The sequence below is a fragment of the Actinoplanes sp. CA-142083 genome (assembly GCF_050942195.1).
GTDB lineage: Bacteria > Actinomycetota > Actinomycetes > Mycobacteriales > Micromonosporaceae > Actinoplanes.
Map to the genome: position 1 here is coordinate 2,597,261 of NZ_CP192076.1, position 16,229 is coordinate 2,613,489.

The 16,229-nt window shown below is 70.2% G+C and carries 15 protein-coding genes; 6 read left to right on the forward strand and 9 right to left on the reverse strand.

Translation table 11 applies throughout. From position 1 onward, the window contains the following. Nucleotides 1-2 precede the first annotated feature (2 nt). The 7 genes from ACQPZX_RS12295 to ACQPZX_RS12325 form a co-directional block, all read right to left on the reverse strand. On the reverse strand, nucleotides 3-710 hold the full coding sequence (locus ACQPZX_RS12295; RefSeq protein ID WP_433385205.1) for an ABC transporter ATP-binding protein: 708 nt from the start codon (nucleotides 708-710) through the stop codon (nucleotides 3-5). A gap of 91 nt (nucleotides 711-801) precedes the next feature. Beyond that, the gene (locus ACQPZX_RS12300; RefSeq protein ID WP_433378776.1) at nucleotides 802-1,572 is read right to left on the reverse strand and encodes an ABC transporter ATP-binding protein; all 771 of its coding nucleotides are present in this window, start codon (nucleotides 1,570-1,572) and stop codon (nucleotides 802-804) included. Continuing rightward, on the reverse strand, nucleotides 1,569-2,849 hold the full coding sequence (locus tag ACQPZX_RS12305; RefSeq protein WP_433378779.1) for a CaiB/BaiF CoA transferase family protein: 1,281 nt from the start codon (nucleotides 2,847-2,849) through the stop codon (nucleotides 1,569-1,571). Before ACQPZX_RS12305 ends, ACQPZX_RS12300 begins: the two co-directional genes overlap by 4 nt. Next, on the reverse strand, nucleotides 2,846-4,060 hold the full coding sequence (locus tag ACQPZX_RS12310) for a CaiB/BaiF CoA transferase family protein (protein ID WP_433378782.1): 1,215 nt from the start codon (nucleotides 4,058-4,060) through the stop codon (nucleotides 2,846-2,848). Before ACQPZX_RS12310 ends, ACQPZX_RS12305 begins: the two co-directional genes overlap by 4 nt. A 10-nt stretch (nucleotides 4,061-4,070) precedes the next feature. After that, nucleotides 4,071-5,198 carry an acyl-CoA dehydrogenase family protein gene (locus ACQPZX_RS12315; protein ID WP_433378785.1) on the reverse strand — a complete coding sequence of 376 codons (1,128 nt, stop codon included), beginning with the start codon at nucleotides 5,196-5,198 and terminating at the stop codon, nucleotides 4,071-4,073. A gap of 18 nt (nucleotides 5,199-5,216) precedes the next feature. Beyond that, on the reverse strand, nucleotides 5,217-6,395 hold the full coding sequence (locus ACQPZX_RS12320) for an acyl-CoA dehydrogenase family protein (RefSeq protein WP_433378788.1): 1,179 nt from the start codon (nucleotides 6,393-6,395) through the stop codon (nucleotides 5,217-5,219). A 17-nt stretch (nucleotides 6,396-6,412) separates the two neighbouring features. Beyond that, nucleotides 6,413-7,228, reverse strand: coding sequence for a VOC family protein (locus tag ACQPZX_RS12325; protein ID WP_433378791.1), 816 nt, complete (start codon nucleotides 7,226-7,228; stop codon nucleotides 6,413-6,415). 240 nt (nucleotides 7,229-7,468) lie between these two features. On the opposite strand from ACQPZX_RS12325, the gene ACQPZX_RS12330 reads away from it, so the two are divergent. Together ACQPZX_RS12330 and ACQPZX_RS12335 are read left to right on the forward strand one after the other, a co-directional pair. Further along, nucleotides 7,469-8,086, forward strand: a complete 618-nt coding sequence (locus ACQPZX_RS12330; RefSeq protein WP_433378794.1) for a helix-turn-helix domain-containing protein — start codon at nucleotides 7,469-7,471, stop codon at nucleotides 8,084-8,086. Nucleotides 8,087-8,173: 87 nt separating this feature from the next. Further along, nucleotides 8,174-9,010 (forward strand): AAA family ATPase, encoded by an 837-nt coding sequence (locus tag ACQPZX_RS12335; RefSeq protein WP_433378797.1) that lies wholly within the window; start codon nucleotides 8,174-8,176, stop codon nucleotides 9,008-9,010. Here the strand turns inward: ACQPZX_RS12335 and ACQPZX_RS12340 are convergent. Continuing rightward, nucleotides 9,007-9,675 (reverse strand): alpha/beta fold hydrolase, encoded by a 669-nt coding sequence (locus ACQPZX_RS12340; RefSeq protein ID WP_433378800.1) that lies wholly within the window; start codon nucleotides 9,673-9,675, stop codon nucleotides 9,007-9,009. The two genes, ACQPZX_RS12335 and ACQPZX_RS12340, sit on opposite strands and share 4 nt — an antisense overlap. A 31-nt stretch (nucleotides 9,676-9,706) precedes the next feature. Here ACQPZX_RS12340 and ACQPZX_RS12345 point away from each other — a divergent pair, with 31 nt between their 5' ends. The 3 genes from ACQPZX_RS12345 (at nucleotide 9,707) to ACQPZX_RS12355 (ending at nucleotide 13,554) form a co-directional block, all read left to right on the forward strand. After that, nucleotides 9,707-11,032 carry a vWA domain-containing protein gene (locus ACQPZX_RS12345; protein WP_433378803.1) on the forward strand — a complete coding sequence of 442 codons (1,326 nt, stop codon included), beginning with the start codon at nucleotides 9,707-9,709 and terminating at the stop codon, nucleotides 11,030-11,032. Nucleotides 11,033-11,042: 10 nt separating this feature from the next. Next, the gene (locus tag ACQPZX_RS12350; RefSeq protein ID WP_433378806.1) at nucleotides 11,043-13,031 is read left to right on the forward strand and encodes a (Fe-S)-binding protein; all 1,989 of its coding nucleotides are present in this window, start codon (nucleotides 11,043-11,045) and stop codon (nucleotides 13,029-13,031) included. An 82-nt stretch (nucleotides 13,032-13,113) separates the two neighbouring features. Beyond that, nucleotides 13,114-13,554 (forward strand): alpha/beta fold hydrolase, encoded by a 441-nt coding sequence (locus ACQPZX_RS12355; RefSeq protein ID WP_433378809.1) that lies wholly within the window; start codon nucleotides 13,114-13,116, stop codon nucleotides 13,552-13,554. On the opposite strand, the gene ACQPZX_RS12360 is transcribed toward ACQPZX_RS12355, so the two are convergent. Next, the gene (locus tag ACQPZX_RS12360; protein WP_433378812.1) at nucleotides 13,549-14,736 is read right to left on the reverse strand and encodes an FAD-dependent oxidoreductase; all 1,188 of its coding nucleotides are present in this window, start codon (nucleotides 14,734-14,736) and stop codon (nucleotides 13,549-13,551) included. The two genes, ACQPZX_RS12355 and ACQPZX_RS12360, sit on opposite strands and share 6 nt — an antisense overlap. Before the next feature lie 54 nt (nucleotides 14,737-14,790). Here ACQPZX_RS12360 and ACQPZX_RS12365 point away from each other — a divergent pair, with 54 nt between their 5' ends. Next, complete coding sequence (locus ACQPZX_RS12365; RefSeq protein ID WP_433378814.1) at nucleotides 14,791-16,227, forward strand: MFS transporter; 1,437 nt, start codon at nucleotides 14,791-14,793, stop codon at nucleotides 16,225-16,227. The last annotated feature ends 2 nt before the right edge of the window (nucleotides 16,228-16,229 follow it).

Here is a 16,229-nt window from a genome sequence, read left to right on the forward strand (position 1 = left end):
CGTCAGCTCCCCAGGTAGGCGCGGCGGATGCCGTCGTCGTCGAGCAGGTCGGCGGCCTTGCCGTGCAGCACCACGCGACCGGACTCGAGCACATAGCCGCGGTTGGCGATCTTGAGGGACAGGTTGGCGTTCTGCTCGACGATCAGCATCGAGGTCCCGAACTGCTTGTTGATCGCCTCGATCTTCTGGAACAGGCTGGCGGTCACCATCGGCGCCAGGCCCATCGAGGGCTCGTCGAGCAGCAGCATCCTGGGACGGTTCATCAGCGCCCGGGCGACCGCGAGCATCTGCTGCTCGCCGCCGCTGAGGCTGCCGGCCGCCTGCTTGCGGCGCTCGGCCAGGATCGGGAACAGCTCGAACCAGGTCTCGAAGGCGTGCCGCTCGCGGCGACCCTTCAGCAGGTGGCCGCCGATGCGCAGGTTGTCCTCGACCGAGAGGAACGGGAACGTGCCGCGGCCCTCGGGGATGTGGCCCAGCCCCAGTTTCGCCCGCGCGTCGGGCTTGCTGCGGCTGATGTCGGCCCCGCCGAACCGTACGCGTCCCTTGCTGCCGATCAACCCGCTCAGCGCCCGCAAGGTGGTGGTCTTTCCGGCGCCGTTGGCGCCGAGGACCACGACGATCTCACCCTCGTCGACGTGGATCTCCAGGTTTTCCAGTACGGAGATCGGGCCGTACCCCGCCGAGAGACCGGTCGCCTCCAGCATCGCCATCGTCATGCTGTGCCCTCCTCTGGCATGCCCTTCTGGCCCTCGCCTGCGAGGCCGTCCGCATGTGCCGCTGGGTGCCGCTCGGTGCAGGCGGTCATGCCGACACCCCCAGGTATGCCTCGATGACTGCGGGGTTTTTCGAGACCTCGGCGGGGGTGCCGGTGGCCAGGACCGTGCCGAGGTTGAGCACCACGATGTGGTCGGAGATCGACATCACCAGGCCCATGTGGTGCTCGACCAGCACGATCGTGACGTCGAACTGCTCGCGCACCCGGGCGATGTAGCCGCCGAACTCGGCGACCAGCCCGTGGCTGAGCCCGGCGGCCGGCTCGTCGAGCAGCAGCAGCCGCGGGTGCGACATCAGCGCCCGGGCCAGCTCGACCCGCTTGAGGATGCCGAACGACAGGCTCGACGCCGTCACGTGCTCGTACTGCTCCAGTTCGAGATGCTCGAGGATGTCGAACGCCTCCTCGCGCAGCCGGCGCTCCTTGCCGCGCTGCCCGAACCCGTGGGTGGCGCAGCTGACCAGCCCGGTGGTGTGCCGGTTGTAGCCGCCGAGCAGGACGTTCTCCAGCACTGTCTGGCGCGGGAACAGGGCGAGGTTCTGGAACGTGCGCCCGACGCCCAGCCGCGCGACCGCGTGCGGCCGCTTGTTGCGCACGTCCACGCCGTCGACGAGGATCCGCCCCGCCTGCGGCCGGTAGAGCCCGCCGACGCAGTTGAAGAGGCTGCTCTTGCCGGCGCCGTTGGGCCCGACCACCGCGCACAACTGGCCGCGTTCCACCTGGAAGCTGAGCCCGGCCAGGGCCCGCACGCCGCCGAAGCGCAACTCGACGTCCTGGACGTCCAGCATCGGGGCGCTCATGCGAACTGCTCATCCGTGACGAGGTGGCGGCGGACGAGATCGTCGTACTGCGCGTCGCCGTACCCGAGAAGGGTTTTGTAGACGTATTCGTTGTCCTCGCCGAACCCGGGCACGGGACGGCCGAACGCGAGGTCGAAGCCGTCGGCCCGCCACGGGTGTCCCGGGTAGCGGTAGGTGCCGACCGACGGGTGCGAGCGTGCCTTGAACCACTCCCGCTCGGCCAGATGGGGGTCGGCCAGCAGGCGCAGTTCGCTCATCACCTCGCCGGCCGGCACCCCGGCCGCCGCCAGTAGCCGGACCACGTCGTCCGACGACTGCGGCGCGCACCAGTCGGCGATCGCGTCGCGGATCGCCCGCGAGTTCGCCCGCCGGCCCTCGGCGGTCCGGCCCAGCTGCAGCCAGGCCGCGTCGCCGACCACCCCGGCCAGCGCCGCCCAGTCCCGATCGTCACGGATCGAGACCACGATCCATCGGTCGTCCTCGACGGTCCGGAATGCGTCCTGCAGCAGGCCCGGATCGGTGTTGCCGAGCACCGCGGGCATCCGGTCGTTGATCTGGTAGTCGAGGAAGAACTCGCCGATGTCCTGCATGACGTTCTCGGCCTGGGCGAACTCGATCAGCCCGCCCCGGCCGGTGGCCTCGCGGTCCCACAGGGCGGCCAGCACGGCGAAGGCGAGGCCGGCCGGCGCCGACTCGTCCATGTGGTAGTTCTCGCCCGCGCTGTCCGGCGGCTCGCCCTCGTACCCGTCCATCGCGGCGATGCCGACGAGCGAGTTGAAGTTCGGGCCGTACCCGAGGTAGTTGCTCATCGGGCCGGTCATGCCCATCGGCGGCATCCGCGCGACGATCAGCCGCGGGTTGAGCTCGAGCAGGCGGTCGTGGCCGAGCCCGAGCTTCTCCAGGACGCCGTTGGTGTTGTTCTCCACCAGCACGTCGCTGATCGCGATGAGCTTCAGCGCGGCCTCGTGCCCCTCGGGGGTCTCGAGGTTCATGCAGGCCGCGAGTTTGTTGCGCGAGTGCCAATTGAAAAGAGCGGTCCGATCGTACGGCCGGGGCTCCGGCTTCCCGTCCGGATAGGTGTTGCGGCTCCACCCCGCGCTCGCCACCGCCGCGTTCGTGGTCCGCGCGGAGGCCTGCCGGCTGACGCGGTTGTTGCCCTCGATCCGGATCACCTCCGCGCCGAGGTCGCCGAGCAGGGCCGTCGCGCCCGGCCCCGACCACACCACGGTCAGGTCGACGACGCGGATTCCGTCGAGGGGAAGGTTCCTGTCGGTCATGGCTGCACCACGCTCATCTCCAGTTCGGCGGTGACCTCGGCGGTGTGCTCGCCGAGCCGGGGCGCCGTGTGCCGGATCTCGAAGCCGTCGCGCATCCGCCAGGGCGCGCCGAGGTAGTCCAGCGGCCCGGCAACCGGGTGCTCGGCGGTCACGAACGCGCCCCGCTCGCGGAAGTGCGGGTGGACGAAGAGCTCGTCCATCTCCAGGAACGCGGTGCACGGGATCCGCGCCGCCTCCGCGTCCGTCATGATCTGGATCTTGGGACGGGCCGCGAACCAGGCCTTGAGGTAGTCCATGAACTCGTCCCAGTCGTCGCCCAGCTGCGGGCGGTTCAGGAACTTTCCCAGGAACGGCTCGTCGCCCGCGCCGATCAGCCGGATCAGCCGGTTCCAGAACTCCTGGTTCGTTATGTAGATCATCACGAACCCGTCGGCGGCCCGGAACGGCCCGGTGAAGGTGGCCGCCCCGCGGTGCGCACTGCGGACGCCGCGCGGCGCGTTCACCCCGGAGTACTCGGCCGTCAGCAGATAGGACGCCCGCCGGTCGGCGCTGGAGAGCAGGACTTCCTGCCCCGAGACGTCGATGGTCGCGCCCCGGCCGGTGCGCCGGGCGTGGTACAGCGCGGCCAGCGTGGCCTCGCCGGCGGTGCGGCCGATCGTGTACTGCTCGAGCAGGCCGGGCTTGCGCTGCGGCGCGCGGTGGGCGTCGCCGGTCGCGTTCATCGGGCCGCCGGCCGCCTGCAGCACGATGCCGGTCGCCTCCCGGTCGCGGTACGGCCCGGACTGGCCGAATGGCGAGATCCGGGTGACCACCAGCCGGGGGTTCGCCTCGCGCAGCTCGTCCGGGCCGAGCCCGAGCCGTTCGAGGTGGCCGGGCCGGAACGACTCGACAACTGCGTCGGCCCGCTCGAGGAGCCGCTTGACCAGGCTCAGGCCCTCGTCACTGCGCAGGTCCGCGGCGATCGAGCGCTTGTTGGTGTTCAGGTGGAGGAACAGGGGGTTCGCCTCGGGGTCGGGCGTCTCGCCGGGTACGAGGGCCCAGTGGCGGCTGTGGCTGCCCGCACCCGGCTTCTCGATCTTGACGACGTCGGCGCCGAAGTCGGCGAACAGCTTGGTGGCGAACTCGCCCGCGACCCACCGGGAGAGGTCGACGACGCGCAGGCCGGTGAAGACCTGCCGCCGGGTGTCCGCGCGCGAAGGAGTGGACGTCATCTCGATCCGCCTACCGCGCCAGGCCGAGCTCGCGCTGCAGCCAGCCGGCCGCGACGTCGGCGGTGCCGCCCTTGATCTCGGTGACCTTCGCCCGCTCCGACCACAGGTGCAGGTCGGTCTCGCGGACGTAGCCCATGCCGCCGTGCAGCTGGTGGGCGTTCAGCGTGGTCCACTTGTACGCCTCGCTGCTGTGCATCTTGGCGATGGCCGTCGCCCGCCGGGCCACGTCGCCCTGCCCGAGCCACCACACCGCCTGGGCCGCCGACAGCCGCGCGCCCTCGATCGCGATGCGCATGTTGGCGACGTGGTGCTGGGCCGCCTGGAAGCTCGCGATCGGCCGCTTGAACTGCTCGCGCACCTTGACGTAGTCGACCGTGCGCTCGAGCACCGCGGTCGCGCCGCCGACCATCTCCATGCACTGCAGGGCCACGAACGCGTTGGCCACCCAGGCCAGGTCGTCGGTGGACAGGCGGTCGATCACCTCGGCGTCGGTCGCCGGGTAGTCGTGCAGCTCGACGCGGGCCTGCTTGTCGCCGGCGAAGCTGGCCAGCGGGGTCACCTCGACGCCGTCGCGCGCAGGGTCGAGCAGGACGCCGATCGTGCGCTCGGGCTGGGGGAAGGCCGAGGCGCGGGCGGTGACCAGGATCGTCTCGGCGGTGGCGCCGTTGCCGACGAACATCAGCGTCCCGCTCAGCGACCACCCGCCCGCGGTGCGCTGGGCGACCAGGCCCGGGCGCAGGTCGGCGGCGTCGGACGGGTTGCCCACCGCGGCGGTGGCCCGCAGGTCGCCGCTGACCAGGCGGGGCAGATAGGCGGAGCGCTGCTCCTCCGAGCCCAGCTTGGCCAGGGCCACCGCGAACTGGAGGGTGTCGTAGACGGCGGTCGGGCACAGCGCCCGGCCCGCCTCGGCGAAGACCAGGCCCAGCTCGAACAGGCCGGCCCCCTCGCCGCCGTACTGGTCGTCGACCGCGATGCCGAAGACGCCCGCCTTGGCGAGGGTCTTCCAGAGGTCGGCGGGGATGCCGTCGGACTCGGGCTCCTTCATCTTCCGGACCAGGGCCGGCGGGCACGCGTCGGTGAACAGGTGCCGGAGCATCGTCGAAAGTTCCTGCTGTTCCTCGGTGAAGGTCAGTCGCATGCTCAAATGCCTTTCGATTCAGCGCCCGTAGCCGGGCATGCCGTGTCCGCGTTGGGCGATGACGTCGCGCAGCACCTCGTTGGCGCCGCCGCCGAAGCGCAGCAGGGGAGCGCTGCGGTAGAGCTTTTCGAAGCCGCCGCCGGGAACCGCGAACGGATCGGAGCCGCTGAGCACGCCGTCCATGCCGAGCATCTGGGTGCCGAGATCGGCGATGCGCTGCCGCAACTCGGAGGAGAAGATCTTCTCGGCGGTCACCGCGACCGTCGGGATGCCGCCCGTCTCCAGCAGCGACGAAGCCTCCATGCCCATCAGCACCGCGACGTCGACGTCCGCCTCGAGCTGGGCGATCCGGCGGCGGACGTCGGGGTTGTCCATCGGCCGCGTCCCGTCCGAGCGGACCACCCGGGCCGCCTCGATGATCTCGTCGACCGCGCGGCGGAGGTCGCCGGCGTTGGTCAGGGCGCCGCGCTCGAGGTCTAGGGCGCCGGTGATGTACTGCCAGCCGCGGTTCACCTCGCCGATCAGGTTGGTGCGCGGCACGCGTACGTCGGTGAAGAAGGTCTCGTTGGTGCGGAAGCCGTCCCAGGTGATCAGCGGGCGGATCTCGATGCCGGGGGTGTCGATCGGCACCATGATCACCGAGATGCCCCGGTGCTTGGGCGCCTCCGGATCGGTACGCACGCAGAGCCACTCGTGGCTGGCGACGTGCGCCTGGCTGTTCCAGATCTTCTGGCCGTTGATGACCCACTCGTCGCCGTCCAGCTCGGCCTTGGTGCGGAGGCTGGCGAGGTCGGTGCCGGCGTTGGGCTCGGAGTACCCGACGGCGCAGGTGATCTCGCCGCGGGCGATCGGCGGCAGCCACTCCTGCTTGTTGGTCTCGGTGCCGTTGCGCATGATCATCGGCGCCACCGAGGTGACGGTCAGGTCCGGCCCGGGCGCACCCCAGTACTCGAACTCGTTGACCAGGATGTGCTGGTAGATCGGGCCGAGCGCGAGGCCGCCGTACTCCTTGGGCCAGTTGAGCCCGAACCAGCCCTTCTCGCCGACCTTGCGGCGGAAGTCGACCAGGACGCCGTCGTTGGACTCGTAGCCGCGCTCCTTGCGCAGCGTCAGCAGCTCCGGCGAGAAGTTCTCGGCGAGGAAGTCGCGTACCTCCTCGCGCCAGGCGCGCTGGTCGTCGTCGAGTTCGAATTCCATAACGTCTCCTGTTCGGCTCAGTTGAAGAGCAGGCTCACGCCCAGGGCGGGCACGACGTCGGTCTTGGACCAGCCCATGCCGGCCGGTGTGATCGGAAGGGCGGCGGGCGCGGGGGCCTCGACGGCGATGCCCCGCACGCCGAGGCGGTTCCCCGTGCCGTCGTCATAGGCCGTCTCGCGGAGCAGCAGCAGGTGCGCCCCGGACGGCCAGCGCAGCCGGACCAGGTCGTCGGTGACGATCAGCCGTTCGGCCCGCAGCACCTCGCAGAACAGCCGCGCGGCCCGATCGAGATCGCGCACCCGGACCACGAGGTACGACAGGGCGGACGGCTCGCCGCCGGGCTCCCCGTCCCACGGGCGGGGGAGCAGCAGGTCCCGGCCGGACCCCTTGGTCGGGTCCCCGTCGCCCTGCGCGACCTGGACGAGCACGCCGAGGCCGGTGTCCCGCGGGTGCAGGAAGCCCTCGTGCCAGCCCGGGTTGTCCAGCGACACCAGGACCGGCTCGATCCCGAACGCGTGCACGTCGCGCAGGACCGCCCGCAGGTTGTCGGTCTTGAAGGTGATGTGGTGCGGGCGGTTGGGCCCGGTGGCGAGGAACTTGCCGACGAACGAGCCGCCCCGGTCGGGCTCGGTGAGCAGCTCGATCCGGGTGTCGTTGCCGTAGGCCAGCTGGCACGCGTTGAAGGCCGGCGTGCGGATGCCGTACCGCCAGCGGCCGCCGAGCGCGTCGACGAGCACGTCCTTCGGGTCGGTCCAGGAGGTCACGGCGATCGCCAGGTGGTCGAGGACGACCGATGGAGGTGCCGGAACGGGTTCGAGGGGTGATTGCGCCATGACTTCCCCACCATTCAGATAGCTCACCAGTCCAGATAGGTGAGCGTGTATCCAGTGAGACGACATAGTGTCTAGGCTTCAATTGATTGAGGAATCTAGAACTGGCTAGACACTGTGTCAAGAAGGTTTCCGGGCGTTTACAAACAGCGCCGAACCGGTGTTCTGTACTCCCATCACCGTCCGCGACGGGTGGAGGATGAGATGGGCGAAGCCGTGAGGGCCGACCGGGGAGGTTCCGCGATGACCGAGGCAGCCGAGGATGACGCGCTGACCGTCTCCGCGCAGACCTTCGCCACCGAAATGACCCGGCTCGGCCGGATTCTGCGGGCCGCGCGGGGCGACCGGTACAGCCTGGAGACGCTGGCCGAGCGCTCCGGGGTCAGCGCCGGGCTGCTCAGCCAGATCGAGCGCGGCATCGGCAATCCGTCGTTCCAGACGCTACTGCGCGTGGCCGGCGCGCTCGGCATCTCGCTGGTCGAATTGGTCGACTCCAGCAACTCGGCCGACGCCCCCGACCACTATGTGGTCCGCCGGCATGAGCGGCGGACCATGGCGTGGCCGCTCGAGCAGATCTCCTTCGAGCTGCTCACCCCGCGCGGGCAGCGCGAGGTGAACGTGCTGCGCTCGGTGCTGCCGCCGCGGTCGAAGGTGCAGGGCTTCTACGACCCGAAGTACTACCGCGGGACCGTCTGCCTGTACGTGCAGCGCGAGTCGGTATCGGTCGGCATGGTCGACGGCAACCGGGTGCTGCACACCGGCGACACGCTGACCTGCCGCAGCGAACAGATCATCACGGTCGGGAACCCCGGCGCCGTGGCGGCCGAGCTGCTGACGATCACGACGCCGGGCGGGCTCTGACCCGAGTTCCGACGGTCCAACCATTCGATTGACAGTGTGTCTAGTGCATGCTTCGATGAATTGAAGGTCGGCCCGGCGGGAGGCGTCATGGAGATCGGCGAGAGCAAAGAGGACGTCGCGGCGAGCCTGCGCAAAGTGGGCTATCTGGCCGACCCCACCACCGCCGCGACGGTGCTGCTCGCCGAGCGGCTCGGCCGGCCGCTGCTCGTCGAGGGCCCGGCCGGCACCGGCAAGACGCAGCTGGCCAAGAGCTTCGCCGAGGTGACCGGCCGGCGCCTGATCCGCCTGCAGTGCTACGAGGGCCTCGACGAGGCCCGGGCGCTGTACGAATGGGACTATCGCAAGCAGCTGCTCGGCATCCAGGGCGGGTCGGTCGAGGGCGTCTTCGGCGAGTCGTACCTGATCGAGCGCCCGCTGCTGGAGGCGATCCGGGCGAGCGACCCGGTGGCGCTGCTGATCGACGAGGTCGACCGGCTCGACGTCGACACCGAGGCGCTGCTGCTCGAGGTGCTCGCCGAGTTCCAGGTCTCGATCCCCGAGCTCGGCACGATGCGCGCCGCACAGCGGCCGGCGGTGTTCCTGACCTCGAACAACAGCCGCGACCTGTCCGACGCGCTCAAGCGCCGCTGCCTCTTCCTCTACCTCGACTACCCGACGCCCGAGCGGGAGGCCGAGATCGTCCGGTCGGCGGTGCCCGATCTGCTGCCGCACCTGGTCGACCAGGCCGCCGCGATCCTGCGCAGCCTGCGCCGGCTGGACCTGCGGAAGGTGCCGTCGATCTCCGAGACGCTCGACTGGTGCCGCACCCTGTGCGTGCTCGGCGTCGAGGAGCTCGACGACGCCGCCGTCGACGGCACGCTGCAGGTGCTGCTCAAGTACCAGAGCGACATCGAGGTCGCCCGCAAGGAGCTCCTCGGCGCTTAGCTTTGCTCGATGAACGCCAAAGCCGCGTTCATCGCCTTCATCGAGGAGGGCGTGGCGAAATGATCGGTGCGCGGCAGCACCACCAGCGAGGCGTCCGGGAGCCGCTCGGCGAGCCGGGTCGCCGGCCCGGCGAAGTCGTCCTCGCCGATGACGAGCAGCGTGGGATTGGTGATCCGGCTCAGGTCGACCGGCGTGAGCGGCCGCTGGGGCCGGCGCAGCACGCCGGCCAGCGCGCCGCGGTCGGCCCGGGGCGCCGACACCAGGCGCCGGAAGACCTCGGACGCCGGATCGGCCGCGGTGGCCGTGCCGTCGAGCGTGCCCATGACGTCGGGCAGCGGGCGGGCCGGGTCCGGTTCGGCGAGCCCGGTGACCGTGTCGCCCACGCCGAGGATGACCAGCCGGCGGAACCGGGACGGGTCGTCGGCGGCCAGGCGCAGCAGGATCAGGCCGCCCATCGAGAAGCCGATGGCGTCGACCGGCACGAGGCCGGCGGCCGACGAGAAGGCGTGCTCCTCGAGACCCTCGTAGCCGCCCGGCGCCGGGCCCGCGTGACCGAGCAGGTCGCGGCCGACGACGGTGCGTCCGAGATCGGCCAGCACGTCGACCCAGCCGTTGCGCCGCCAGTCGTTCGCGAACGAGGAGCCGAAGCCGTGCACTAAAAGCACGGCCGGTCCATTAGGAAGACGGGATGTAGAGTTGTTGGACACAATATCCAGCTTCGCAAACGAGCTGCGCCGTGTCGAGATCCCGATCTCGATGTCCGAGCTCACCGACGCGGTCGAGGCGGCCCGGACGATCCCGCTGCGGGAGCGGGACGACCTGCGTGTCGCGCTGCGCGCCACGATGATCAAACGCAGCGAGCACCTGGAGGCGTTCGACGTCGTCTTCGACCTGTTCTTCGGCGACGTGCGCTCCCTGCGGGCGGGCACCGACGCTTTCGCCGGCCTGAGTGACGACGAGCTCACCGGGGTGCTGCACGACGCCGTGCTGGCCGGCAACCGCCCGGTGCTGCGCCGGATCAGCGAGGCCGCGGTCGACCGCTACGCCGAGATGGAGCCCGGTCGTCCGGTGGCCGGCCGCGCCTACCTGTTCCGGGTCCTGCGCCGGCTCGACCTGGAAAATCTGGTGCCCGGCGACGACAAGACCCTGGCGGGCCGGTTGCGGCGCGACCAGGTCGAGGCCACCATCGCGTACGTCCAGGCGACGGTCGAACTGGAGATCCGCCGCCGCCTGGTCGCCGACCGCGGCGCCGAGGCGGTCACGCGCCTGGTCCGTCCGCCGCTGCACGACGCGATCGGCTTCATGAACGCGTCGAGCGCCGAGATCGCCGCGATGCGCCGGGGGATCGAACCGCTGGTCCGCAAGCTCGGCCTGCGCCTGGCCCGGCAGAAGCGCCTCGGCCGCCCGGGCCGGCTCGACTTCCGCCGCACGATCCGCTCCGCGCTGTCCACCGGCGGCACCCCGGTGCAGCTGAAGTTCAAGCCGCCGGCCAAGCCCAAGCCCGAGCTCGTCGTGATCGCCGACGTCTCCGGCTCGGTGGCGACGTTCGCGCGCTTCACCCTCCAACTGCTGTACGCGATGCGCCTGCAGTTCCGCCGGATCCGCACCTTCGCGTTCATCGACGACCTGGTCGAGGTCACCGACGTGCTGGCGAACAGCGTGACCGCCGAGCAGGCGTTCGCGACGATCACCGCCGATCCGCGGCTGATCTGGCTGGACGGGCGCTCGGACTACGGCCACGCGCTGGAGACGTTCGACAAGCGGTACGCGCCCACGACCCTGACCGGCACCGCGACCGTGCTGATCCTGGGCGACGGGCGGAACAACTACCGGGCCGCGCAGGAGGACCGGCTGCGGGTGCTCGCCCGGCGGGTCGCCCACGTCTTCTGGCTCAACCCGGAACGCCAGGTCAACTGGGACACCGGCGACTCGGCGATCCACCTCTACGCGCCGTACTGCGAGCGGGTGGTCGAGTGCGCCGACCTGGCCCAGCTCCGCGACTTCGCCGACCACCTCGTCTGAAGGGCACCACATGGGCATTGCGCAGATCGTCGCCACCGTGCTGGCCGGCGCCGTCACGATCACGGCCGTCGTGCTGGCGGTGCGGGCGGTCCGGACGATCGTCTCGGTGATCGTCCGGGGTCAGCCCGACCCTTCCCGCTTCGTGCGTCCGGCGGCACGGGCGAAGATCATGCTGCGCGAGACGCTCGGCCACACCCGGATGCTCAAGTGGTCCGTGATCGGCGCGGCGCACTGGTTCGTGATGGTCTCGTTCCTGGTGCTGTCGCTGCTGGTGCTCGAGGCGTACTTCGAGGTGGTGGATCCCGCCGGCGGGCTGCCGGTCATCGGGCACTGGGTGGTCTACGGGCTGGTGACGGAGTGGCTCGGCGTCCTCGGCCTGGCCGGCATCCTCTATCTGATCGTGGTGCGCCAGCGCGCCAAGGGCGGGCGGTTCCTGGGCTCGACGATGTGGCAGGCCTATTTCGTCGAGGGCGTCATCCTCGGCGTACTCGTCTGCGGGTTTTTGATCCGGGGTTTCAAGGTAGCCAACGACACCTTCGAGTTTCCGGCCTGGGCGACGCCGCTGTCGCACGCGGTGGGCTCGATCCTGCCGAAGGCGGGTGACGGCCCGACCTGGGTCGCGTTGGTCAAGCTGCTGATCTCGATGGGCTGGCTGATCACCATCGGGCTGAACCCGACGATGGGCGTGGCCTGGCACCGTTTCCTGGCGTTCTTCAACATCTTCTTCAAGCGTGATGCGCTGGGCGCGCTCCGGCCGATGATGAGCGGAGGCAAGCCGCTCGACTTCGAGGAGGCCGACCCCGACAAGGACCGGTTCGGGGTCGGCGCCATCGACCAGTTCACCTGGAAGGGCCTGCTCGACTTCGCCACCTGTACGGAGTGCGGCCGGTGCCAGTCGCAGTGCCCGGCGTGGAACACCGCCAAGCCCCTCTCGCCCAAGCTGATGGTGCTGTCGCTGCGGGATCACGCGTTCGACGTGCTGGCCATGGCGGAGAAGGACCAGCCGTTGATCGGGGACATCATCGACCCGGACGTGCTCTGGTCGTGCACCACTTGCGGCGCCTGCGTCGAGCAGTGCCCGGTCGACATCGAGCACGTCGACCACATCGTCGACATGCGCCGCTACCAGGTACTGATCGAGTCTTCGTTCCCCAGCGAGGCCGGCGTGATGCTGCGCAACCTGGAAAACAAGGGCAATCCGTGGGGTGCCCCGCAGAGCACCCGGGAGGACTGGACCAAGGGCCTCGACTTCGAGATCAAGAACGCGGCCGAGGGTGACTTCGAGTACCTGTTCTGGGTCGGCTGCGCCGGCGCCTTCGAGGACCGCGCCAAGAAGACCACCCGCGCCGTGGCGAGACTTCTGCACGAGGCCGGCGTCGACTACGCGATCCTCGGCGAAGGGGAGACCTGCACCGGCGACCCGGCGCGCCGGATCGGCAACGAGTTCGTCTTCCAGATGCTCGCCCAGCAGAACGTGGAGACCCTGCGGGAAGCGAACGTCAAGAAGATCGTCGCGACCTGCCCGCACTGCTTCAACACCCTGGGCAACGAGTACGAGCAGCTCGGCCTGAAGGTCGAGGTCGTGCACCACACCCAGCTGCTCGCCCATCTGGTCGCCACCGGCAAGCTCACCCCGGTCAAGCAGATCGAGGGCGAGCTGACGTACCACGACCCCTGCTACCTGGGCCGGCACAACCGGATCTTCGACGCGCCGCGGGAGCTGCTGGGCGACATCCAGGAGATGCCGCGCCACCGGGAGCGGTCGTTCTGCTGCGGCGCGGGCGGCGCCCGGATGTGGATGGAGGAGAAGATCGGCAAGCGCATCAACATCGAGCGCACCGAGGAAGCCCTCGCCACCGGCGCCAAGACCATCGCGGTCGGCTGCCCGTTCTGCTCGACGATGATCGGCGACGGTGTCACCAGCAAGGGCGAACAGGAGAACGTCGAGGTGGTGGACGTGGCAACTGTGCTGCTTCAACGGCTCGATCTGGGGGTATAGCCGTCGCCAACCTCCCGCCCAGGAAGTTGATGAGTGTATGCGCCCCCTCCGCTCCACCCACGTCACCGGTAGCCCGAAAAGCATGATCGTCTACGACCGTTGGGGAGAATTCGGCCGGCCGGTCCTGCTGCTGCACGACGATCCGCACGACCGCACGGTGTGGTGGACGCTCGCCGCCGACCTGATCGCCGTGGCGAGCTGCACCGTGGTCGCGCCCGACCTGCCGGGGCACGGCCTGAGCCCGGCCCGCGCCGACTGCCCGCCCGAGCGACTCGCCCGTGACCTCGACCGCCTGGTGACCGGGCTCGGGCTGCTGCGCGCGCCGATCGTGGTGGGTCACGGCGCGTCGGCGGCTCTCGCCATGGCGTTCGCCGACGCGTACGCGACGCGGTGCGTGCTGACCTTCGACGAGGACCAGCAGGGGATCGAGGACGCGGTGCTGCGAAGCGTGGGCCGGTCGGGTTCCATGCTGCACCTGACCGACCCGCAGGGCTTCGCGGCGGAGATCCGGACGCTGCTATGAGGCCAGCAGCCGGCCGACGTTCTCGGGCGCGAAGAACTCGGCCGGCGACGTCACCCCGGAGTTGAGCCGGGCGAACGCGTCCATCGCCGGCTGCTTGCCGGCGATCCCCGAGACCAGCCCGATCATCTGCTCGTCCGGCGGCTGCAGCGACGCGATGCCCAGCGTCATCTGATAGACCGGCATCGCCCGGGCGTCGCGCCGGGTCTGGTAGTCGCCCAGGGCCTGGGCGTACGGCACCCGGCCGCTCAGCGTCTCGTCCAGCGACTGCGCGAGCTCCTCGGCGTCCAGGAACGCGTCGGTGATGCCCTGCGCGGTGATGAAGTCGCGGCTGTAGCCGGCGTCGCCGACCAGCGCCCAGCCCTCGCCGAACGGCACCCGGAAGTAGTTTGGCACCGACGAGCCGACCAGCTTCTCCTCCCGCTTGGCGCCGCGGATGCGCTCGAGGAACGCGGGAGCGGACGCGAAGGCCGCCATCAGCGTCTCCTCCACGTTGTCCCGGTGCTCGACGAGCTCGGCGTGCGGCCAGCCGCCGATGACCAGCGTCAGGTCGTCGTTGGTCGGGCACACGGCCCAGCCGCGGCCCGGCCGGCTGTACGCCTCGAACGTGTCGGTCGGCAGGTTGCTCCAGTACGAGTAGTAGCCGACGGTCAGCGGCGGCACGTCCTCGTACGCCGCGGCCCCCACCGCCTTGGCCACCACCGAGTTGCGGCCGTCCGCGCCGACCACCACGCGGGCCCGCTCGGTCACCCCGCCGGCGCCGCGGATCCCGGTCACCTTGCCGTCCTCGACGAGCACCTCCTCGACCACGAAGTCCTCGCGGATCTCGGCGCCGGCCGCCCCCGCGGCGTCCAGCAGGATTTTGTCGAGGAACGTGCGGCGCGGCGCGTACGCGTACGGTGAATCGCTCGTGCCCGGCGCCCCGGCGAGCGTGACCGGACCGAAGTCAAAGGAGTAGCGCCCGACCGGCGGGCAGCCGGTCGCGGTGACCTGGTCGAGCAGGCCCCAGCGCTGCAGCGCGGCGACGCCCGGCGGGTGGATGACGTGGGTCGAGACGGTGTCGCTCGGAAAGGTCGCCCGGTCCACCAGCAGCGTCCGGTATCCGCGGCGGGCGAGCAGCATCGCGAGCGGCGACCCGGCGCAGCGGGCCCCGACCACGATGACGTCGTACGTCGAATCGATCATCAGGCCATAGTGGTCGATGATTGCGACCCCTCAAAAGAGGGCACACGCGATCTCATGTCCCTTGCAACGATCCGCACCGACGTCCCGGCCCGGCTCGACCGGCTGCCGTGGGCGCGATGGCACTGGATGATCGTCATCGGTCTCGGCACGGTGTGGGTGCTCGACGGCCTCGAGGTGACGATCGTCGGCAACCTCTCCGGCCGGCTCTCCGAGCCCGGCAGCGGCCTCGACATCACGCAGAGCCAGGTCACCGGCTTCGGCGCGGCGATCTACGTGCTGGGCGCGTGCTGCGGCGCGCTGTTCTTCGGCTGGCTGACCGACCGGTACGGCCGCAAGAAGCTGTTCATGGTCACGCTCGCCGTCTACCTGTTCGGCACCGCGATGACCGCGCTCTCGTTCGACCCGTGGTGGTTCTTCCTGTTCCGGTTCGTCACCGGCGCCGGCATCGGCGGCGAGTACGCGGCGATCAACTCGGCCATCGACGAGCTCATCCCGGCCAAGCACCGCGGCCGCATCGACCTGATGATCAACGGCAGCTACTGGCTGGGCGCGGCGTTCGGCGCGCTGCTGACCGTGCCGATCCTGACCCAGCTCCCGGTGAGCTGGGGCTGGCGGGTGGCCTTCGGGATGGGCGTGGTGCTCGGGCTGGTGATCCTGCTGGTCCGCCGGCACGTGCCGGAGAGCCCGCGCTGGCTGTTCATCCACGGCCGCGCCGAGGAGGCCGAGGCCCTCGTCAAGGGGGTCGAGGAGGAGGTCGAGCGCGAGGATCACGTCACTCTCGATCCGGTGGACCGGACCATCGAGATCCACCAGCGCAAGTCGATCGGCTTCGCCACGATCGCGAAGACCCTGGTCACCAAGTATCCGAAGCGGGCGACCCTCGGCTTCGCGCTGTTCATCGGGCAGGCGTTCCTCTACAACGCGATCACCTTCGGGTACGCGCAGATCCTGCAGACGTTCTTCCACGTGCCGTCCGGCAACACCGGCTACTACTTCGCGGTGATCGCGGTCGGGAACCTGGCGGGACCGCTCCTGCTGGCGCCGCTCTTCGACACGGTCGGCCGCAAGATCATGATCACCGGGACGTACGTGATGTCCGGCGTCCTCCTGCTCGGGACCGCGTGGCTGTTCAACCAGGGCTCGCTGAACGCGACCACCATGACGGCCTGCTGGTGCGTGGTGCTGTTCTTCGCCTCGGCCGGCGCGTCCTCGGCCTACCTGACGGTCAGCGAGATCTTCCCGATGGAGACGCGGGCGCTGGCGATCGCGTTCTTCTACGCGATCGGCACGGCGGTCGGCGGCGTCACCGGTCCGCTGCTCTTCTCCGACCTGGTCGGGACGGGCAAGGTGGGCGACACGGTGCTCGCCTTCGTGATCGGCGCGATCGTGATGATCGCCGGCGGGCTGGTGGAGGCGATCCTGGGCGTGAAGGCCGAACGGCGCAGCCTGGAGGACATCGCGACGCCGCTGACCGCCGCGGAGCAGACTTGATC